Source organism: Leeuwenhoekiella sp. A16, assembly GCF_047946675.1.
Taxonomy (GTDB): Bacteria; Bacteroidota; Bacteroidia; order Flavobacteriales; family Flavobacteriaceae; genus Leeuwenhoekiella.
The window spans coordinates 1,552,586-1,573,958 of record NZ_CP172313.1 but is presented as its reverse complement, the minus strand read 5'-3'; the positions used below and the strand labels follow the sequence as shown (position 1 = coordinate 1,573,958).

Annotated in this window: 20 protein-coding genes; 13 read left to right on the top strand and 7 right to left on the bottom strand. The window is 38.3% G+C overall.

Annotated features, from left to right (window positions below; genetic code table 11):
- Window positions 1-15 precede the first annotated feature (15 nt).
- From atpA to ACH3O9_RS06660, 10 genes are all read left to right on the top strand, one after another.
- A complete protein-coding gene (gene atpA, locus ACH3O9_RS06705) occupies window positions 16-1,593 on the top strand; it encodes a F0F1 ATP synthase subunit alpha (RefSeq protein ID WP_416445551.1) in 1,578 nt (525 codons plus the stop codon).
- 55 nt (window positions 1,594-1,648) lie between these two features.
- Entirely contained in the window at window positions 1,649-2,521 is an 873-nt protein-coding gene (gene atpG, locus ACH3O9_RS06700; protein ID WP_416445549.1) for an ATP synthase F1 subunit gamma, read from the top strand.
- Window positions 2,522-2,659: 138 nt separating this feature from the next.
- The gene (locus tag ACH3O9_RS06695; protein ID WP_416445547.1) at window positions 2,660-4,093 is read left to right on the top strand and encodes a lipopolysaccharide biosynthesis protein; all 1,434 of its coding nucleotides are present in this window, start codon (window positions 2,660-2,662) and stop codon (window positions 4,091-4,093) included.
- 33 nt (window positions 4,094-4,126) lie between these two features.
- Window positions 4,127-4,561, top strand: coding sequence for a dUTP diphosphatase (dut, locus tag ACH3O9_RS06690; protein WP_416445545.1), 435 nt, complete (start codon window positions 4,127-4,129; stop codon window positions 4,559-4,561).
- A 5-nt stretch (window positions 4,562-4,566) separates the two neighbouring features.
- Window positions 4,567-5,505: a tetratricopeptide repeat protein gene (locus ACH3O9_RS06685; RefSeq protein ID WP_416445543.1), complete on the top strand. Its 939-nt coding sequence runs from the start codon at window positions 4,567-4,569 to the stop codon at window positions 5,503-5,505.
- Between the two features lie 84 nt (window positions 5,506-5,589).
- On the top strand, window positions 5,590-6,600 hold the full coding sequence (locus ACH3O9_RS06680) for a sugar phosphate nucleotidyltransferase (RefSeq protein ID WP_416445541.1): 1,011 nt from the start codon (window positions 5,590-5,592) through the stop codon (window positions 6,598-6,600).
- 11 nt (window positions 6,601-6,611) lie between these two features.
- Entirely contained in the window at window positions 6,612-7,967 is a 1,356-nt protein-coding gene (locus ACH3O9_RS06675; RefSeq protein ID WP_416445539.1) for a tetratricopeptide repeat protein, read from the top strand.
- 1 nt (window position 7,968) lies between these two features.
- A complete protein-coding gene (locus ACH3O9_RS06670; RefSeq protein ID WP_416445537.1) occupies window positions 7,969-8,739 on the top strand; it encodes a DUF4292 domain-containing protein in 771 nt (256 codons plus the stop codon).
- Window positions 8,736-9,980, top strand: coding sequence for a murein hydrolase activator EnvC family protein (locus tag ACH3O9_RS06665; RefSeq protein WP_416445535.1), 1,245 nt, complete (start codon window positions 8,736-8,738; stop codon window positions 9,978-9,980). The genes ACH3O9_RS06670 and ACH3O9_RS06665 overlap by 4 nt, the downstream gene beginning before the upstream one ends.
- A gap of 93 nt (window positions 9,981-10,073) precedes the next feature.
- The gene (locus ACH3O9_RS06660) at window positions 10,074-11,492 is read left to right on the top strand and encodes an amidohydrolase (RefSeq protein WP_416445533.1); all 1,419 of its coding nucleotides are present in this window, start codon (window positions 10,074-10,076) and stop codon (window positions 11,490-11,492) included.
- Window positions 11,493-11,546: 54 nt separating this feature from the next.
- On the opposite strand, the gene ACH3O9_RS06655 is transcribed toward ACH3O9_RS06660, so the two are convergent.
- Window positions 11,547-12,056 (bottom strand): acyl-CoA thioesterase, encoded by a 510-nt coding sequence (locus ACH3O9_RS06655; RefSeq protein ID WP_416445531.1) that lies wholly within the window; start codon window positions 12,054-12,056, stop codon window positions 11,547-11,549.
- 207 nt (window positions 12,057-12,263) lie between these two features.
- Entirely contained in the window at window positions 12,264-13,193 is a 930-nt protein-coding gene (locus tag ACH3O9_RS06650; RefSeq protein WP_416445529.1) for an SPOR domain-containing protein, read from the bottom strand.
- A gap of 100 nt (window positions 13,194-13,293) precedes the next feature.
- Between ACH3O9_RS06650 and dprA the strand changes: the two genes are divergently transcribed.
- Window positions 13,294-14,394: a DNA-processing protein DprA gene (dprA, locus tag ACH3O9_RS06645; protein WP_416445527.1), complete on the top strand. Its 1,101-nt coding sequence runs from the start codon at window positions 13,294-13,296 to the stop codon at window positions 14,392-14,394.
- On the opposite strand, the gene trpS is transcribed toward dprA, so the two are convergent.
- A complete protein-coding gene (trpS, locus tag ACH3O9_RS06640; RefSeq protein ID WP_416445525.1) occupies window positions 14,391-15,359 on the bottom strand; it encodes a tryptophan--tRNA ligase in 969 nt (322 codons plus the stop codon). The two genes, dprA and trpS, sit on opposite strands and share 4 nt — an antisense overlap.
- A gap of 129 nt (window positions 15,360-15,488) precedes the next feature.
- Here trpS and ACH3O9_RS06635 point away from each other — a divergent pair, with 129 nt between their 5' ends.
- Window positions 15,489-16,247 (top strand): lysophospholipid acyltransferase family protein, encoded by a 759-nt coding sequence (locus ACH3O9_RS06635; protein ID WP_416445523.1) that lies wholly within the window; start codon window positions 15,489-15,491, stop codon window positions 16,245-16,247.
- Between the two features lie 68 nt (window positions 16,248-16,315).
- Here the strand turns inward: ACH3O9_RS06635 and ACH3O9_RS06630 are convergent, their stop codons facing one another.
- From ACH3O9_RS06630 to recA, 4 genes are all read right to left on the bottom strand, one after another.
- Window positions 16,316-17,755 (bottom strand): outer membrane beta-barrel protein, encoded by a 1,440-nt coding sequence (locus ACH3O9_RS06630; RefSeq protein WP_416445521.1) that lies wholly within the window; start codon window positions 17,753-17,755, stop codon window positions 16,316-16,318.
- A gap of 2 nt (window positions 17,756-17,757) precedes the next feature.
- Window positions 17,758-18,315: an RNA polymerase sigma factor gene (locus ACH3O9_RS06625; RefSeq protein ID WP_416445519.1), complete on the bottom strand. Its 558-nt coding sequence runs from the start codon at window positions 18,313-18,315 to the stop codon at window positions 17,758-17,760.
- A gap of 101 nt (window positions 18,316-18,416) precedes the next feature.
- A complete protein-coding gene (locus ACH3O9_RS06620; RefSeq protein ID WP_416445517.1) occupies window positions 18,417-18,827 on the bottom strand; it encodes a hypothetical protein in 411 nt (136 codons plus the stop codon).
- 71 nt (window positions 18,828-18,898) lie between these two features.
- Window positions 18,899-19,906: a recombinase RecA gene (gene recA / locus ACH3O9_RS06615; RefSeq protein WP_416445515.1), complete on the bottom strand. Its 1,008-nt coding sequence runs from the start codon at window positions 19,904-19,906 to the stop codon at window positions 18,899-18,901.
- Between the two features lie 419 nt (window positions 19,907-20,325).
- Between recA and ACH3O9_RS06610 the strand changes: the two genes are divergently transcribed.
- Window positions 20,326-21,366: a rhodanese-related sulfurtransferase gene (locus ACH3O9_RS06610; RefSeq protein ID WP_416445513.1), complete on the top strand. Its 1,041-nt coding sequence runs from the start codon at window positions 20,326-20,328 to the stop codon at window positions 21,364-21,366.
- Window positions 21,367-21,373 lie beyond the last annotated feature (7 nt).

Sequence of the window (21,373 nt, the reverse complement as noted above, 5' to 3'; positions counted from 1 at the left end):
TATATATCAAATAAAATGGCAGAAGTTAAACCAGCAGAAGTTTCAGCAATATTAAAGAAACAGCTTACCGGTTTTGAAGCGACAGCTTCATTAGATGAGGTAGGAACGGTACTCACTGTAGGTGATGGTATCGCCCGAGTTTATGGACTTTCTAATGCTCAGTACGGCGAACTTGTAGAGTTTGAAGGTGGACTAGAGGGAATTGTTCTTAACCTTGAAGAAGATAATGTAGGTGTTGTATTGTTGGGACCTTCTAAAGAAATAGGAGAAGGATCTACTGTAAAACGTACACAACGTATTGCCTCTATACAAGTAGGAGAAGGTATTACAGGTCGTGTTGTAAACACACTAGGTCTTCCTATTGATGGTAAAGGTGCTATAGAAGGTGTGACTTATGAAATGCCACTAGAGCGTAAGGCTCCTGGTGTTATTTATCGCCAGCCGGTAAATGAGCCGCTTCAAACAGGTATCAAATCAATTGATGCGATGATCCCTGTAGGTCGTGGACAAAGAGAATTAGTTATTGGTGACCGTCAAACAGGTAAAACAACCGTTTGTATCGATACTATTCTTAATCAAAAAGAATTCTACGATGCCGGTAAGCCGGTATATTGTATATATGTTGCTATTGGGCAAAAAGCTTCTACTGTTGCAGGTATAGCAAAGGTTCTTGAAGAAAAAGGAGCTTTAGCTTATACTACGATTGTAGCTGCTAATGCATCAGATCCTGCTCCTATGCAGGTTTATGCGCCATTTGCCGGTGCTGCAATTGGTGAGTATTTTAGAGATACTGGTCGTCCTGCTTTAATAGTGTATGATGATCTTTCTAAGCAAGCTGTTGCTTATCGTGAGGTATCACTTTTACTTCGTCGCCCACCAGGTCGTGAAGCATATCCTGGTGACGTTTTCTTCTTACACTCAAGATTACTTGAGCGTGCTGCAAAAGTTATTGCAGATGATGAGATCGCAAAAAACATGAATGACCTTCCAGATAGCTTAAAACCTATCGTGAAAGGTGGAGGTTCTTTAACAGCTTTGCCTATTATTGAAACACAAGCGGGTGACGTTTCTGCATATATCCCTACTAACGTAATTTCTATTACAGACGGGCAGATTTTCTTAGATGGTGATTTGTTTAACTCTGGGGTACGTCCCGCAATTAACGTAGGTATTTCTGTATCACGTGTTGGGGGTTCTGCACAGATTAAGTCAATGAAAAAAGTTGCGGGGACTTTAAAATTAGACCAGGCAGCCTTCCGTGAACTAGAAGCATTTGCTAAGTTTGGTTCAGACCTTGATGCTGCTACATTAAGTGTAATTGAGAAAGGTAAACGTAACGTTGAGATTCTTAAGCAGGCAGAAAATACACCCTACACGGTAGAAGATCAGATCGCAATTATATATGCGGGATCTAAAAACCTTTTACGTAGTGTTCCTGTAAATAAAGTAAAAGAATTTGAAAGAGATTATCTTGAGTTTCTTAATGCAAAGCACAGAGATGTGTTAGACACATTAAAAGCAGGAAAACTTACAGATGAAGTTACAGACACGTTAACTGCTGTAGCTAAAGATCTTTCAGCTAAGTATAAGTAAGTATTGAATTTTTAACGAGCTAATTACTCATTTCAATACTTAATACTAAACAAGAATGGCAAATTTAAAAGAAATACGAAATAGGATTTCATCAGTATCATCAACGATGCAGATCACCAGTGCTATGAAAATGGTATCTGCTGCAAAGTTGAAAAAGGCTCAGGATGCGATTACCGCTATGCGCCCTTATTCTGATAAATTGACCGAATTACTTCAAAGCTTGAGTGCCTCATTAGAGGGTGATAGTGGCAGCAAATTTGCCGAAAACCGTGAGGTGAAAAAAGTTCTTGTCGTAGCTATTTCATCTAATCGTGGCCTTGCAGGAGCATTCAATTCTAATATTGTTAAGGAAGCTAAATTAATTGCAAACAGCGTTTACGCAGATAAAGAGGTTCACTTTCTTACGATAGGTAAAAAAGCTAATGATATTCTTAAAAAGAGTAATACTATCGTTCAAAACGAAAATAGTATTTACGACGATCTAAGCTTTGAAAATGTTGAGACTGTAGCCGAAAAGGTGATGGATCTTTTCCTTAAAGGAGAATATGACAGAGTTGAACTTATCTACAATAAGTTTAAGAATGCTGCCACACAAATAGTAACAAGAGAGCAGTTTTTGCCTATTAAACCTTTAGTTGCTGAAGGAGAAGAGGTAGAAAATGTAGCCTTAGATTATATTTTTGAGCCTTCTAAAGAGGAGATCGTAAAGCAACTTATACCTAAAGCTTTAAAGACTCAATTGTTTAAAGGCATTAGAGATTCTGTAGCCAGTGAGCATGGTGCGCGTATGACTGCTATGCACAAAGCAACAGATAACGCTACTGATTTGAGAAATCAATTGAAGCTTACTTATAACAAAGCTCGTCAGGCTGCAATTACTAATGAAATATTAGAAATTGTAGGTGGTGCAGAAGCATTGAATAATTAAGATAAATGCAAATTATAGATTAAGCCTGCGATATTTATCGCAGGCTTTTTTATTTGTACTTTCTGCATAAATCAAGGAAAGGTCATACTTTGTTAGCGCATTTAATTTGGCTACTTTTACCCCCTAAAAACCTACTTTTTGAGCGTAATTAAGCGTTTTGTTCAGGATACTGCAGTTTATGGCCTCGCCACCGTCTTGCCTCGGGTAATGAGCATAATACTAGTAGGTCTTCACACAGATATTTTACAAACTGAAGGCTACGCAGAAAACACCTCCTTTTACATAGGAGCGGCTTTTTTAAATGTGCTGCTCACATTGGGTATGGAAACGGCTTTTTTCAGGTTCTTTGCTAAATCACATCATAAAGAACGTGTGTATAGTACCGTTCTTCTCGCTCTGTCTGCATCTGCTGTATTGTTTTTTATTGTCATTTGGCTGGTTAAAAACCCGGTTTCTGAGGCCTTAGAGTTGCCCGCCCAATATATGGGTTACTTAATTGGGGTTACAGTGCTTGACACGCTTGTGGTTGCTCCGTTCGCATATCTGCGCGCACGTGGTAAAGCGTTGCGTTTTGCAGGTGTTAAGATGATAAGTTTAGCGATCTATGTAATTCTGAACTTCTTTTTTCTTTGGGCTATTCCCTACTTTAATTTGACGTTTTCATGGTACGATGAAAGTTCATTATTGCAATATATTTTTATAGCCAATTTAGCAGCCAGCGCAGCTACTTTTATGCTTATTTTACCCGATTTTTTTAAGATTAAACTGGTTTTTGATAAGGTGGTTTTTAGTCAGCTCTGGCAATATGGTTGGCCTATTATGGTAGCTGGTGTGGCTTTCGTTATAAACGAAAACCTAGACAAGTTACTTATTGGCAATCTACTCGACAAGGATACAATGGGAGCTTATTCGGGTTGTTATAAGTTAGCGGTGTTCATGACAATTTTTATACAAGCTTTTAGACTAGGCGCAGAGCCATTCTTCTTCAATCATTCTAAAGAAAAAAACGCGACTTCAACGTATTCTCTTATTCTCAAGTATTTTGTAATTGCTGGTGCCGCGGGACTATTGGTCGTTATATTCTATATTGACTTTTTTAAAGAGATTCTCATAAGAGATCCTTCGTATTGGAAGGCGATTGGGATTGTTCCCATTGTTCTTCTCGCTAACTTGTGTCTGGGTATTTACCACAATCTGGCTATCTGGTATAAACTAACAGACAGGACGCACTACGGAATGTATTTTTCACTTATAGGTGCGGGAATAACAATTTTGCTCAATGTACTTCTTATCCCTGTATTAGGTTTTATGGCCGCAGCCTATGCTACACTAGCAGCGTATGGCGGTATGATGGTGATTTCTTATATCTATGGGCAGAAATATTACAAAGTTCCTTATGATCTCAAAAGGCTGGCGCTGTATTTAGGAGTCTCTGTACTTTTTGGTGGCTTGTCTTTCTATGTTTTCAGAGAAAATTATCTGCTAAGTAGTATCTTGCTTTTATTGTTTGGCAGCCTTGTTTTTGTGCTGGAAGGAAAAGAATTAAAACGTTTATTAATCAGGAATAATTAGAATAATCTCTCGTTGTATATAAAGACTTAAAGCATGAAAATTAATATTATAAATAAATCTGCACATGCCTTACCTAATTATGAGACTGGCGCCTCTGCAGGAATGGATCTTAGAGCAAATACAGAAACTCCCATTGTTTTAAAACCTCTTGAGAGAGCAATAGTGCCCACAGGTCTTTTTCTTGAATTGCCTATAGGTATAGAAGCTCAGGTAAGACCCAGAAGCGGTCTGGCAGCTAAAAAAGGAATTACTGTACTCAATGCTCCCGGAACCATAGATGCAGATTACAGGGGTGAAGTTGGTGTGATTTTAGTCAATCTTTCTCAGGATGATTTTACAATAGAGCCGGGCGAACGTATTGCTCAAATGGTAATTGCAAAACATGAGCGTGCAGAATGGGAAGAAGTAGAGATTTTAACTGAAACTGCTCGAGGCGCCGGAGGTTTTGGTAGTACTGGAGTAAAGTAGAGTCTATGCATAGAATTATACTTTTTTTGTTTTGTGGGTCTTTTGCATTTCAAATGAGTGCTCAGGATGATGACTTTGATGCGGTCGTTACAAATGCGTGTTCTTGTTTAGATGAAGTTAGTTTGTCACTAGAGAGAAACGAGCGTTATGACGAGATTAAAAATTGTATTCAAACTGCGAGCATTTCAGAACAATTGAATCAATCGCTTATGGGTGCGTTAGAAACTGTAAAAGATACCCTAAGCAAAAATCCAGATCAGGATTCTATAAAGCTTGAGACAAATAATAATATTCTTATTAATACCGATAAAGATTATAAGGAAATTCAACAAGAACTTCTTTCCAACTGCCCAAGAATGAAGTTGCTGCTGGACAACGAAGAAAACACGAGTGATCTATCAGATTCAGAAAAGGCCAAAGAGTTCTATGACAAGGGACAGGAATTTTTTAGAAATGAGAATTTTGAAGAGGCTGTCGTTGCGTTTAAAGAAGCTACAAAAAAGGATAAGAATTTCGCTTTTGCGTGGGACATGCTGGGTTACAGTTACAGAAAACTAGATCATTATGAAGATGCAATAAAGGCATATAATAAATCACTTGCAATAGAACCTTCGGGCAGGATGCCACTTCAAAATAAAGCTCTGGCCTATTTGCTAATGGGTGATCGGGATAAAGCAATTGAAGCCTACAATGCTTTTTCAGAAAATTACCCGGATGATCCTGAAGGTTATTACGGCAGTGCTCGTGTTTACGCAGAAAAAGAGGACTTAGAAAATGCTCTTGACCATATGATGCATGCGCTTGTATTGTATAATAAGCAAGGTTCACCATATGCTCGCGATGCTGAAGCAAACCTGGTTCAATACTATAGCTTTTTAGAGGCTAATGATAACTTGGCTTTGTTTGAGAAGGTCGCAGAAAAATATAACATCAAATTTAATTAGTCACCTAATAATCCATAGTCAGCGAAGTTTTTATAGTTTGTGAAGTCTTCTTGAATATGGTAAAAGGGGGTAAAGAATATATAAATGAAAATAATTGTACCTATGGCCGGTCGTGGTTCAAGACTACGTCCTCATACTTTAACAACACCTAAACCTTTAATCCCGATAGCAGGAAAACCTATTGTACATCGCCTTGTGCAGGATATAGCAAAAGTGCTTGATGAGCCTTTAGAAGAAATCGCATTTGTAATTGCCAGTGATTTTGGTACAGAGGTAGAAGAGAGTTTAAAAGCAATAGCCACTTCATTGGGAGCAAAAGGCAGTATTTATTATCAGGATAAGCCATTGGGTACAGGTCATGCGATCATGTGTGCTAAAGAATCTCTAAGTGGACCATGTGTAATCGCTTATGCAGACACACTGTTTAGAGCAGATTTTGCTTTAGACAAAGATGCAGATAGCGTTATATGGGTGAAACAAGTAGAAAATCCTAATGCCTACGGAGTTGTTTCATTAAATGAAAAAAACCAGATCACGGGGCTTGTTGAGAAACCATCAGAATTTGTTTCAGACCTGGCTGTGATAGGTATTTACTACTTTAAAGATGCTGCAATTCTTAAGAATGAATTACAGGCTGTGCTTGACGCAAAACTTATGCATGGCGGCGAGTATCAAATAAACGATGGTATAAAACAAATGCAGGCAAAGGGCTACGTATTTGTACCCGGCCAGATAGATGAGTGGATGGATTGCGGCAATAAAGCAGTTACTGTTGAAACTAACAGCCGCATGCTTAATTTTCTACAGGCCGAAGGGGAAAAACTTGTTGCTTCTTCAGCTCAACTTGAGAACGCCTCTATTATTCCGCCGTGTTACATAGGCGAGAATGCTGTGATCAGGAATTCAACCGTGGGGCCCAATGTTTCTGTAGGTGATGGGACTGTGATAGAAGATGCTACCGTAGAAGATAGTTTGATACAAACATTCAGTTTTGTGAAGAACGCCAAATTAAAAAATGCCATGATAGGTAATTATGCTAAATATGATGGTGATTTTACCGAAATTAGTATAGGTGATTATTCTGTTTTAGAATAAACAAAAGAGAAATGAGATTGGTCTTCAACATAATATTTTTCATTGCAGTTACGCTGTCTTCTTTCGCGATAAGCGCACAGGAAGAAACTGTATCTGGTGAAGTAAATGTTGACGATCTGGGCAATGTGACAGATGAGTTTCAGGAATCTTTTTTTGAAGCGCTTAAACAAAAGGGAATTGAGAATTACGACCGCGCGATCACTGCTCTTGATAAATGTATTGCGCTTAAACCAGATGAAGCGATCCTGTATTTTGAAAAGGGCAAAAATTTGGCTCTTGATGGTCAACCGGAAGAAGCAGCTATAAATTATGAGAAAGCTCTTTCTCTTAAGCCCATGCAGCGGGATATTTTAGAAAGTCTCTATGAGGTTTACTATGCGCAACAGGATTTTGACAAAGCGATAGGTGTACTTAAAAAACTTTCTACGTTTGACATTCAGTATAAAGAAGATCTGGCAAGGATTTATGTGCGTTTAAAAGATTTTGACAAAGCCACCGCGCTTCTTGATGAGCTTGATAAAAGGCTGGGTGTAGATATTTACAGAGATCAGATACGTAGGCAAATTTTCGCTTTAAGCGATGATGAGCAAAAAGAAGAAACCATAGAGCAGCGCATAGAAGAAGATCCAGATTCTGAACAGAATTACCTTAATTTAATTTATGTGTATAGCGAGCAGGGAGAAACTCAAAAAGCGTATGAAACAGCACAAAAACTGCTTAAAATCAACCCAAAATCAGAAGTAGTACATCTTGCATTGTATAAATATTATCTGGAGAAAGGTGATATAGATAATGCTGTTAATTCAATGCATAAAGTTTTTAAAAGTGCCACAATTGATGCCAAAGGAAAACACGCTGTATTGAACGATTTTCTCATTTTTGTAAGTAAAAATCAGGAATATCAACCCGAGCTTGATGATGCGATACAGCTTTTCTCGCAAGAGGAGAATGTAGATCTTAATGAAGAGTTAGGCAATTATTACATACAAAGACAGGATAAAGTAAAGGCTCTTGAATATTATGAGGCGGCTTATGACAATGAAAAGGAGAATGTCAACGTTTTAAAAAGCCTTATCGTTTTAAGGCTTGATAACGCCAAGTTTAAAGAAACTATAGAACTAGGTAAAGAAGCGCTTGAGTTATACCCGGCACAACCCGTTTTTTATCTAATTCTGGGTGTGGCGCAATTAAACCTGGCACAGTATGATGATGCGATAGAAAATCTTGAGGCCGGTGTAGATTATGTAATTGATGATCCCAAAATGGAGGCAGATTTTTATAATCAACTTACAATAGCTTACGAAAAAACAGGAGATGGCATAAAAGCTGCAGCATACCGCAAAAAAGCAAATGCATTAACTCAATAATATGAAGCACATAAGAATTGTTGTTATTCTATTTTTCACGATTTCACTTATAGGTTGTAAGTCATCAAAGGGAGTGGTAAAAGGCACTGAAAACCTATCTGCTTCCCGCATTATTAAGTCACATTACAATAGCCATGTAGATTTTGAAACCCTGGCAGCTAGACTTCGCGTAAATTATAAAGACGACGACACTAACCAGAATGTCACAGTAAGCTTACGCCTAGAAAAGGATAAAACGATCTGGATGAGCGCTTCATTACTAGGTATTTCTTTAGCTAAAGCGAAAATCACGCCATCACAAATACAGTATTATTCAAAGATCGATCAGACTTATTTTGATGGTGATTTCAGGTTCATAAGTGAGCTTATAGGCACAGAACTTACTTTTGATCAACTGCAGTCTGTGCTACTGGCAGAGCCGCTCTACGATCTCAAATCAGGAAACTACAATGCTGTTGCGGGAGCACAGAACTATCTCGTAGTGCCTAAAAAGCAGGAAAAACTATTTAACCTGTTTTTCTATATTAATCCCGGTCAGTTTACGCTTCAGCAACAACGTTTAGCTCAGGATGATGATGAAAGAGTTCTCACAATTTCATACGCAGATTATGAAGCTGAAAAAAACGGCTTTTTTCCGGGTAAAATCGGCTTGAGAGCACAAGAAAATGACAAGACTACAGAGATAAACATAGAATATCGCAGTTTAGAGTTTGACGAGCCTGTAAGCTTTCCGTTTTCTATTCCAGAAGGTTATAAAGAGATAAAACTTTGAGCAACAGTCTAAAAAAATCCATTAAAATCTTTGCCAGTATCCTCCTTTTATTAGGAGGTAATTTGCTATTTGCTCAATCTGATAAACAGCAACAACTCGAGCAGCAACGCAGAGATTTGCTTAATCAAATTGCACAGATCAATAAACTGCGGCAGAGTAATAAAAAGCAGGAAATTAATATCTTAAATCAGGTAGAAGATCTTGACCAAAAGATAAAAGTAAGAGAAAATCTTATTCGGGTTACAAACCGACAGGCTAATTTACTAACGCGTGAGATAAATACAAACATCAATAAGATAAGTACGCTACGCGATGAGCTGCAACAGCTTAAAGAAGATTATGCCCAGATGATAAGAAAGTCTTACAAAAGCAAAAGCAGCCAGAGCAGGATTATGTTTTTGTTATCATCAGAGAACTTTCTGCAAGCATACAAGCGCGTGAAGTACATGAAGCAGTATAGCAATTACAGGCATAAGCAAGGCGAGCAGATAAAAGACAGAACAGCTTTATTACAAGAGACCAATCAAAAACTTGTAGAACAGAAAAAAGAAAAGGAACAACTTATTGTTCAAAATACTGAGGAGCAGGCAAAGCTACGGGAAGAAAAGAAACAGCAGGATGGTCTCATTGCTACGATACGCAAAAAAGAAAGCTCTTACGCTACTCAAATACGCGACAAACAGCGCGCAGCAGATCGTATTGATAAAGAGATAGACCGTATTATTCGTGAAGCAATTGCGGCATCAAATAAAGAAACCAGCACTACTAAAACCACAGGCGGAAGTACAACAACTTTTGCACTTACTCCAGAGGCAAAAGCGCTGGCTAATGATTTTGTTTCAAACAAGGGTAAATTACCATGGCCCGTTGAAACTGGGAGAGTATATAAAAAGTTTGGAACTTCACGCCACCCTACGCTGCCCAATATTACAACATACAATAGCGGTGTTGAGATTGAGACACAGCCAGGCAGTATGGCACGTGCTGCTTTTAAAGGAACGGTTTTTAAAATTCAGGGCTTGCCCGGGGCTAATAAGGCGGTGTATGTGCGTCATGGTAATTACATCACAGTTTACCAAAACCTGAAAAACCTTAAAGTTCACGTTAATCAACAGGTTACAGAGAAGCAGGAATTAGGTGAGATAGCAGAAAATTCTTTTAACGGAAAGACGATTTTAAAGTTCCTGGTATACAAAGATTCAGATCGGCAAAACCCAGCTGACTGGGTTTACAACATGTAGATTGATTTTTCGCATCAAATTGTAGATTTTACTCCATAAAAAGCTACTTTTAGGCTATTTTTAGATAATAATATTTAAACAATCAGCCTTTTTATGAAAAAATCCCTAATCGCTTTGATTTTCGTTGCCGGCGGAATATTAAGTGCACAAACCACCTCAAAAGAAATTCTTGATCAACTTGATTCAGAATCTGCCCAATATGGCAAAATAGCTCATTCAATCTGGTCATTTGCAGAAATGGGTTATCAGGAAGAGAAGAGTGTAGCTCTGCTTGAAAAAACCCTGAAAGATGAAGGTTTTAAAATAGAGAACGCAGTTGCAGGTATGCCGACTGCTTTTATCGCATCTTATGGCTCGGGAGCGCCCGTTATTGCCGTTTTAGGAGAGTATGATGCCCTTCCCGGATTATCGCAAAAAGCAGTTGCTCATAAAGAATCTATGGGCGCTGTGGCGGGTCACGCATGCGGGCACCACTTATTTGGTACAGCGTCAACCGCTGCTGCAATCGCAATGAAAGATTACCTTAAAGCAAACGGAAAATCAGGAACTATTAAATTTTATGGCTGTCCTGCCGAAGAAGGCGGTTCTGGTAAAGTTTACCTTACTCGAGAGGGAATGTTTGACGGTGTAGACGTTGCGCTTAACTGGCATCCCGGCAATAAGAATGCCGCTAATCCCGGTGCAGCTTTGGCAAATAAATCGGCTAAATTTAGATTTCATGGGGTTTCTGCTCATGCTGCCGCTGCTCCGGAAAAAGGAAGATCTGCCCTTGATGCCGTTGAAGCGATGGATTACATGGTAAATATGATGCGAGAACATGTGCCTATGGAATCACGAATTCACTACGTGATTACAGACGGTGGTAAAGCTCCTAATGTCGTACCAGACTATGCTGAGGTATATTATTACGCACGCCACCCTCAAAGAGATGTTGTGGTAGATATTTTTGACAGAATGGTAAAAGCTGCAGAAGGCGCTGCTTTAGGAACGGGTACAACTATGGATTATGAGATGATAGGCGGTACACACGAGTTACTTGCTAATCTTACTTTACAGAAATTGATGTATGATAATCTTAAAGAAGTAGGCGGGTATACCTATACAGCAGAAGAGAAGGCTTTCGCCGAAGAAATATCAAAATCATTAAATGTGTCTCTGGATATGTCAAATGTAGAAGGAGTAGAAGAATTTGACCCCAATGCTAAACCGGGTGGTTCTACAGATGTGGGTGATGTGAGTTTTACAATTCCTACTGTGGGCATGTCTGCAGCAACGTGGGTTCCCGGCACATCTGCTCACAGTTGGCAAGCAGTTGCTGCAGGCGGTATGAGTATAGGAGAAAAAGGAATGATGGTGGCAGCAAAAACAATCGCACTAACAGGTATGGACCTTATTGATAATCCTGAACTCGTAGCTGCTGCCAAAAAAGAATTCTTAGAAAAAAGAGGTGACGATTTTATATACACACCACTACTGGGAGATAGAAAACCAGCTTTAAACTATAGAGATTAACTAATCTCAATAGAAAAAATTACACGCCTTTGTCAATTTTAGGCAAAGGCTTTTTTAGGTAAAAAGGGCTTTTAATTCTGTAGCGTCTTTCGGTTTCATTTTACCGGCAAGGACAAGGCTTAACTGTTTTCTTCTTAAAGCAGCCTCATAACGATCGGTTTCCAGCTGGGTTTCTGGAGAAATTTGCGGTATGGCAACAGGTGTACCCATTTCGTCTACAGCCACAAAAGTATAAATAGCCTCGTTTGCTTTAGATCTAACACCGCTTTCACGATCTTCTACCCATACGTCTATAAAAACCTCCATAGAGGTCTTAAAAGCTCTGGAAACAGCAGCCTCAACTGTAACTACGCTTCCTAAAGCAATAGCTTTATTAAAAGCGACATGGTTTACAGATGCCGTAACCACAACGCGACGTGAATGACGTCTCGCTGCTATACTGGCAACGCGATCCATACGAGCCAGAAGCTCACCACCAAACATATTGTTAAGCGGGTTAGTCTCATTAGGCAGTACGATATCTGTCTGTATGGTTCTTGAATCTGCAGGAGATTTAATTTGCATGTAGCTGGAGTTTTAAAAGCGCAAAAGTAGAAAGAATAAATAAGCTTAATCCACAGAGCGAGTTTAATTCTTGGTGACTGCTCTGAAACATGAAAAAATTTTCAAACTACGTGCTTGCGACTTCACGTGGTTCTGGCCTATAAGGCATTTCGCTTTAAGCGAAAATAACCTCAAATAAGACGATTTTTCAATAAAAAAGGAAGGTTTTTAATCCAGTTCCTGTACAAGAATCCAGGCTGAGCTATTATCAGTATTACGTACATCTTTTAATGCGCGTAAAGCCTCTAGCCTGTCTGCATAACTACCATAAACAACCTGATGCAAACCATATTTGTTTTCACCTATTGTTCGTGCTTTAAAACCTTTTTCTCGAAGCTGCTCAACACGCGTTTGTGCATTTTCTTCAACACGGAAAGCGCCTGCGATTATATGGTATTTCCCGGTAGGTTTAAAAGCATTTATAGTTACTGCGGGTAAAGGATTATCTATGCTAAAAGTAGCATGCTGTATTTGAGCTTCAAGTTGATCTTCGGCCTTTTGCTTCTGTGCAAAATTGTGATCCTCAACATTTTTTAAGTATAGAAAACCACCCGCTCCTGAAAGTCCGAAAGCAATAAGACCTATTGCTGCATATTTGATCCACGCTGGTGCAGATCTTCTCTCCGGAGTTAATAAAACCGGAGCTTTTTCTTCTAGGGCAGCCACTTCTTTCTTGTAGACCTCTCTAGAGATTGCCTGAGTTTTATAAGATGAAAGACCAAAAGCTTCAGTAAGGTAATTGATTTGAGTATCTGGCTCAAAATTTAAATTTCCTGATGAAGTACGTGTTAAAACACCTATTTTTTCAAGCTCAAGACTTGCATTTTCAGCAAGTTCTGCTTCTAAATATCGCAAATAGCTCTGTATGTTTTTAAGAGCTTCTTCATAAGTTATATCTTCGCTTCTGGCGATATAATTTGCCAATAAACCATCATTGTCTTTCAATTGACTGTTAAATGATAGTCGTTTTTTAGGAGGATAAAATGTATTTGACGATTCATCTAAATGTGCAGAGACTTTGTGCGAAAGAAAAGCACCAAAGCCAGGTAATGTTACACATTCATATCTATATAGAAGGTCGCTTATGTAAGATGTCATACGCATGATGTAAAAATAAAAAAAATTGAGCAGCACCCCGGCACAGAAGTTTCAATTTATTAACAATTTAAAATAGGTTTAAAGTCAGCTAATTATAACTATGACAGCTAGTGAACTACATGCAATCCTTACGTTACAACATGTTCCTAATCTGGGTGATGCGTCAATAAAACGACTGTTACAGCAATTTAGTTCTGGCGAAGACCTGCTTAAAGCGAAAAAAGCTGATCTTTTAAAAATTGATGGAATAGGACACGCCAAGCTCAAAGAGTTCTACAATAAAGAGCACGCCCTTGCTGCTGAAGAAGAGCTAAGATTCATTCTTGACAATCACATAGATTACGCCGGTTTCATGGATGCTCATTACCCAGAGCGCTTGAAGCATTGTATTGATGGGCCGGTTTTGCTTTTTCAAAGAGGGAATATAAAATACAAAGGCAGAAAGATCATTTCTATAATCGGTACGCGCAAAGTCACAACTCAGGGTATTGCTTTTACTGAAGAATTGATAGAGCAACTCGCTCCGCTTGATCCCATCATTGTTTCCGGGTTTGCATATGGTGTAGATATAACTGCTCATAAGGCTGCTGTAAAAAATAAGCTGCAAACGATAGGTGTTTTGGCTCATGGCTTAAATCAGATATACCCAAAAGTTCATAAGAAATATGTTGATGAGGTTGAAGAAAACGGCGGCTTTGTGACCGATTTCTGGAGTAGTGACCGTTTTGACAGGACCAACTTTTTAAGACGTAATCGCATTATAGCCGGTATGAGCGAAGCCACCGTTGTTATAGAAAGTGCAGAAAGAGGTGGCTCTCTGGTAACAGCAGAAATCGCTAACTCTTATAACAGAGATGTTTTTGCCGTTCCCGGCAGAACTACAGATCTGCAGAGTGTAGGGTGTAATAATCTTATAAAACAGCAAAAAGCAAACCTGCTTACAAACGCGGCAGACCTTGTCTATATGTTAAATTGGGAACTTGATGCTCAGGTAAAGTCTGTGCAAAAACAACTATTTACAGAGCTTAATGATGACGAGCAAAAAATCTGGAGTTATCTCAATAAAACCGGAAAGGAACAGCTGGATATTATAGCTCTAAATTGCGAAATGCCCACGTATAAATTAGCGGGCATTTTACTTAATATGGAACTTAAAGGTGTCGTTCGCCCGCTACCAGGCAAACTCTTTGAAGCAATTTAATAGCCTACTTTCTCACGCACACGTTGCAAAACTTTATTAGCAACAGGCTTGGCTTTTGATGCACCTACAGATAGAGCTTCATCAATCTTATCGAGGTTGTTCATATAAAAATTATATTGTTCTCTCTCGCTCACAAATCGTTGAAGCAATTTTTCATACAAAGCAGTTTTTGCATGCCCGTAGCCGTAGCCGCCGCCTTCGTAATTGGCACGCATTGTTGCGATCTCTTCTGGAGTTGCAATTAGTTTATAAATTCCAAAAACATTACATGTATCAGGATTTTTAGGTTCTTCAAGAGGTGTGCTGTCTGTTTCTATACTCATGATCTGTTTACGCAGTTGTTTATCTGGTAAAAAGATATTGATGTAATTGCCTTTGCTTTTGCTCATTTTTGCGCCATCTGTACCCGGCACATACATGGTCTCCTCGTTTAGTTTAACTTCCGGGATCACAAAAGTGTCTCCCATTTGAGCGTGAAAGCGAGATGCCACATCTCTGGTCATCTCAATATGTTGTGATTGATCTTTACCTACAGGTACTATTTCTGCATCATAGAGCAAAATATCTGCAGCCATAAGCATAGGGTACGTAAACAAACCAGAATTCACATCTTCTAGCCTGTCTGCCTTATCTTTAAAACTATGAGCAAGTGTTAACCGTTGATACGGAAAAAAGCAGCTTAAATACCAGGTAAGCTCTGTTACCTGGGGGATGTCGCTCTGGCGGTAAAAAACAGTTTTATTGATGTCGAGACCACATGCAAGCCAAGTTGCAGCAGTAGAGTAAGTGTTATAACGTAAAGTCTCACCATCTTTTATTTGGGTAAGTGAATGCATGTCTGCAATAAACAAAAATGATTCATTTTTTGGCTCATTAGCCATTTTGATGGCGGGTATGATCGCTCCTAAAAGATTTCCTAAATGGGGTGTTCCTGTGCTTTGTACCCCGGTTAATATTCTCGACATTTAGTAATTTAATTTTGGGTAAAGTTACCTTTTTTGATGGACTAACTCGGTTTAAAATACCTATTTTTGGAAGATGAAAATCGGTTAAAAATGAGCAAAAACCGCATGAAAACATCTAAAAACCAGTAAATGAAATTGATCAAAAATTTCTTTATCCTTCTTTGGCGTATCTGGTTTTACATTCTAATTATCCTTCCCATTCTTGTACTTTTTCCGCTTTTGCTCATATCTGTAGCAAAAGACAACTGGTACCCGTTTTTCTTTAGGCTAGCCAGATTCTGGGCACGAATTATTTTATTTGGCATGGGATTTTTGCCACAAATTAAGCGGTTACAAAAGACCGAAAAAGGCAAAAGTTATATGTATGTAGCAAATCATACCTCAATGGTAGATATTATGCTCATGCTGCATTCGGTTAGAAATCCTTTTGTTTTTGTAGGAAAAAAGGAGCTTTCAAAATTCCCCATTTTTGGTTACTTCTATAAACAAACCTGTATTCTGGTAGATCGCGGTGACGCAAAAAGCAGGATGGCAGTTTTTGAGAGTGCGCAAGAACGCTTAAATCAAGGGTTGAGTATTTGTATCTTCCCAGAAGGGGGTGTTCCTGAAGACAGAAACTTACTGCTTGATTCATTTAAAGACGGTGCTTTTCGCCTTGCGATAGAACATCAAATTCCTATTGTTCCTCTCGTTTTTTATGATAATAAAAAGAGGTTCTCATATGATTTCTTTTCGGGTTCACCGGGAAGAATGCGCGTTAAGGTTCTTCCTTTTATCAACACTGCTGGCAAGAAACTCATAGATAGAAAAGAATTGCGTGAGCAGACTCACGAAGCAATAAGAACGGAGTTATTGAACGATATCTATAATAAAAAAGCCGCCCATTAAGAGCGGCTTAAATTGCTTCACAGCAATTGATTTATCAACTAAGACTAATTTGTATTCTCTTTTTCAATTTAGAATTTAAAACTCACACCGGTGTAAAGCCCCAGATAATAGGGTTTAAAATCACTCACGGTGTTTTTATAAGAATTAAGTTGATATTTAAACATAGGTTCAAGGTTGAACTGTAATTTCTCGCTAAGATTATAATCTATCCCCAGCCCGACATTTGTAGAAAAACTTATGTTGTTTAGACTGTTAGAAGTGCCCAGCGGAGTAGTATAGTCACCGTCTTCAATAGATATCTTATTATCATTTAAGAAAAGTGTACTAAGACCGCCTATTACCTGCAGCGCGATTTTCTTATCTACAAGGGCATATTCTATCTCAAGTGGAACTTCATAATAACCCAGGTCCTGACTCAGCTTGCCATCAATAGCCTGATTAGGAATTTCGGCATTAGCTAAAGAAGCGATACTAGAAAATGTGCTTGCGTCGCCTACATCAATAAAATCGGCTCCCTTAGAGTAGTTTATGCTGCTTAAAGACCTGCTTCTAAAATCTGGTGAGAACCCAATATTATCTGTGTTATAACTTAGGTTTACTTTATTTACGCCAGAACGTATTTTTAAGCGATCATTAACCGCGTAAGATACCTGAACCCCGTAGCTCATGTTTACTTCGCCCTCTTTTGAGTTGTCTTTAAACTGAGGGTCTATACCAGAACCGCTAAAACTACCGTAATAAACCGGTGCAACACGAGGAGAAACACCCCAGCGCTTTGTATCTTTTTCTTCAGGCTCAACAGATGCTACTTCACTGTTCTTCTCTTTCTCTAATTGCTCAAGTGCATTTTCTGCTTCGGTTATTTCTTCAGATTTCTTTTTAATAGTGGGAGATTCTATTTGTGCAATTGCAGTTGTTTTGGTTTGGCTTTGCGAAAGTTTTTCAGTTTTTACTGCCCCATTTTCTGTATTTTCAAAATCGCTCTGTTTTCCTTGATTTTCAGCCAATTTTTCGCCGCTATCGCTGGATTTTTTAGGTCGATTTTCATCGAAAACAACCGATTTTTGACTATTTAAAGCCGGTTTTTTGGCCTGATTATTTGTATTAGAATTTCTGTTTTCTTCTGCGATTGCAGCATTTTTAGATGCTTTGTTTTCGATTTTCTCCTTTTCAGGGTCGCTGCTTTGAGGGGGTTCAGTAGTGTTTTGCTCTACAACCTTCTTGTTAACCTCATTATATTGTGGTTGTTGTTCTTTGTCATCTTTTACTAAAACAGGGTTTTCATTAACCAGGGGTGAAGAGACATTTTTATCTATTACTGAATTACCTAACCAAAGCAGCAACAATATAACAGCCGCCGCAGACCCAAGTTTAAACCATAACGGGATTATGATTGAGCGTTTCTTTTTTTCGCGTGCAGCGAGACGCTCCCATACTCTATCGCTGGGATGGGCTTCAAAGTCTTTAAACTTTTCCTGAAAGAGTCTGTCTATATTTTTCTTTTCCATTATTAATCAGGGGCTTGTAAACTAAAATTTGTGTTTTCTTTACGCGCCTCTATTTTGTTTTTTAAAATCATCCTGGCGCGTGCCAGGTTAGATTTTGATGTTCCCTCAGAAATAGCAAGCATCGTCGCTATTTCTTTATGCGAGTAACCGTCTAGTGCGTACAGGTTAAAAACCAGTCTGTACCTGTCTGGCAGTTCTTGTATTATTTTAAGCAGAAATTCAAGTGAGAGGTCTTCATCAATTTCCAGCTCTACATAGACGAGTTTTTCTTCACTTACAATTTCAAAAAGATCGGGTTGTCTGTATCGCTGTAACGTGACATTGATGACAATACGTTTTAGCCAACCTTCAAAAGAACCTTTAAAATTATATTGCTCTATTTTTTTAAAGATTATTAAAAAGGCATCGTGTAAATTATCTTCTGCTTCAGCGTAATTACGAGAATACTTTAACGCTACAGAAAACAAAGTACTCGCATAGCGCTTATACAGGTTTTCCTGCGCTTTTGGGTACTGTTTTTTACAGTCATTTATGAGTTGATCCAGACCCGCATGATTCATATAGTTTTACTCGATAATCATAATTTAAAGGAGCTGCCAGGCTTGCCTTATAATCTAAAAATTTGCTTTTTAAAGTCCCTAAGCCTGATATGAGGTGGTTACTATTCGTCTTTTACAGGAATTGTTTTTGTTAAATATATGGGTTCGTCATTAGTATCATTACCCTGATAAAACTTAAACACATATTTGTATCTGTAAAGAACTTCAAAATCTAAATCCTGCTCTACCTGCGTTGTATTTTCCTGGCAAGTGTCATTCTCTACAACACGGTTAATAACAGTTACGTACCGCGTGCTATCCTGTCTTTGAAAGTCAAAACCATAGAACTGGTAACAACTGGTAGGCGGTGTGTAGCTTATAGGAAACTGGTAACGCTGCCCATAAATTAATGTGTCTGGAAGTGTTGCACTATCTACCGCAACGGCTTCAAAACTGTATTGTTCTGCATCATCATCAAGAGAACAACTGGTGATTAAACCTAAAACACCTAATAACAAAAAAACCTTTTTCATATTTCTAGCAATTTATTTTTAATAAAGATGCAGAAAGCTGAAAAAGGTTGCGTGCGGTAAAAAAATCTTTTCTAGCCGTGTGCTATTTTAATTGCTTCTTTAATTTTCACTTCAAGTTCTTCCATAAGATCAGGATTGTCGTTAAGAATTGCTTTTACGGCATCACGACCCTGACCAAGTTTTGTTTCTTCATAGCTAAACCACGATCCGCTTTTCTTCACGATCTCATAATCTACACCTATGTCAATTACTTCTCCTATTTTAGAAATTCCCTCACCGTACATGATATCAAATTCTGCCTGACGGAAAGGAGGAGCAACTTTATTCTTAACCACTTTTACTCTGGTCTTGTTACCTATAACATTACCGTTGCTGTCTTTTATCTGCGTAGATCTTCTAATATCTAAACGTACCGAAGCGTAAAATTTAAGCGCATTACCACCTGTAGTTGTTTCAGGGTTACCAAACATAACACCTATTTTCTCACGCAACTGGTTAATAAAGATTACGGTACAATTTGTCTTGCTAATAGAACCGGTTAATTTACGCAGTGCCTGTGACATTAATCTGGCATGAAGACCCATTTTTGAGTCACCCATTTCACCTTCTATTTCGCTTTTAGGCGTAAGTGCAGCTACAGAGTCAATAACGATAATATCTATTGCGCCAGAGCGTATTAAATTATCTGCGATCTCAAGAGCCTGCTCCCCGTTATCTGGCTGTGAGATGATCAGGTTTTCTATATCTACGCCTAATTTTTCGGCATAAAAACGGTCAAAAGCGTGTTCTGCATCTATAAAAGCAGCGATACCACCTTTTTTCTGTGACTGGGCAATAGCGTGTAATGTAAGTGTAGTTTTACCAGAAGATTCTGGGCCATATATTTCTATAACGCGACCTTTAGGATAACCACCTACGCCTAATGCAAGATCTAGACCTAACGATCCTGTAGAGATAGATTCTACCTCAACAATGGCATTATCTCCCATCTTCATCACCGTACCCTTACCATAGGTCTTGTCTAGCTTATCAAGAGTGAGTTTTAAAGCTTTTAATTTAGCATCTTGTTCTTTACTCATAGTCTTTCTTTCTCAATTTATTATAAGGTGCTAAAGTACCACTTCTTTTTAACCGATACAATGTGCTTTTGTATTCTGCAGGTATGTTCTTGCAGCTTTAAAGCTTTAACAATAAGCCGCGCAACCATTGAGAAAAAATTTCATCTCATTATAAAATGAAGCATTATGGCTTTAAAATGGAAATTGATCTATTGCAGGAAAAACAGAGGGCAGTTAAACTCCTTTTGCTGCAATTACCGGTTAGACGGCGGCTAAGGTTTTAAAGAATAAAACTTTAGAATTAATAACCTTGAATTAGCCGTTCAAAGAAAAATGCCCTTAAAAGATTATGGGCGTTTTTTTGATCTGTTCTCAATTTGCTCAAAGGGCTAGAAAATGGTACTTTTGTGGCACTTTTAATCTTATAAAATTAGTATAGCATGCAACTGTACAATAAACTAAGTGCGAAAGAAAGGGCAGCTCTTATAGATGAAGCTGGCGAAGATCGTCTTACTCTTTCTTTTTATCAATATGCCAAAATTGGCAATCCGCAATTATTTAGAAATCATTTATTTGTAGCCTGGGATGCGCTTAACGTGCTGGGCAGGATTTATGTAGCTCATGAAGGGATAAATGCCCAACTGTCTGTTCCTGCACAGAACTTTGCTGCGTTTAAAGATTTTCTTGACGGAATTTACTTTTTAGAAAATGTACGTCTTAATATCGCTATAGAGCATGACTCAAAAGCTTTTTTAAAGCTGAAAGTAAAAGTGCGTAACAAGATCGTTGCAGACGGCTTAAACGATGACACTTTTGATGTTACTAATAAAGGTATTCATGTAGATGCGGTCACTTTTAATGAGCTTATAGAAGATGAGAATACCGTTCTGGTAGACATGCGTAATCATTATGAAAGCGAAATAGGCCATTTTAAAAATGCGATTACTCCAGACGTTGACACCTTTCGCGACAGCTTAGACCTTATTGAAGAAGACTTAAAAGATCACAAAGAAGATAAAAAGCTGGTGATGTATTGTACAGGAGGTATACGCTGTGAGAAAGCCAGTGCATATTACCGCCATAAAGGTTTTAAGCAGGTTTATCAATTAGAAGGCGGTATTATAGAATATGCTCGTCAGGTAGAGCAGCTTAAAATTGAAAATAAGTTTAAAGGAAAAAATTTTGTTTTTGATCACAGAAGGGGAGAGCGCATTACAGAAGATATTATTTCTAACTGTCACCAGTGCGGTAAGCCTTGTGATACACACGTAAACTGTGATAATGAAGCTTGCCACCTGCTGTTTATACAGTGCGAAGAATGTGCTTCTAAAATGGATAACTGCTGTTCTTCAGAATGTCAGGATATTATTCACTTACCTTATGAGGAGCAAAAAGAATTGCGAAAAGGTAAACCTAACAGCAATAAGATATTTAAAAAAGGCCGTTCTGAAAAGCTTAAATATCAACGCAATATTAGCTAGTTTTTAG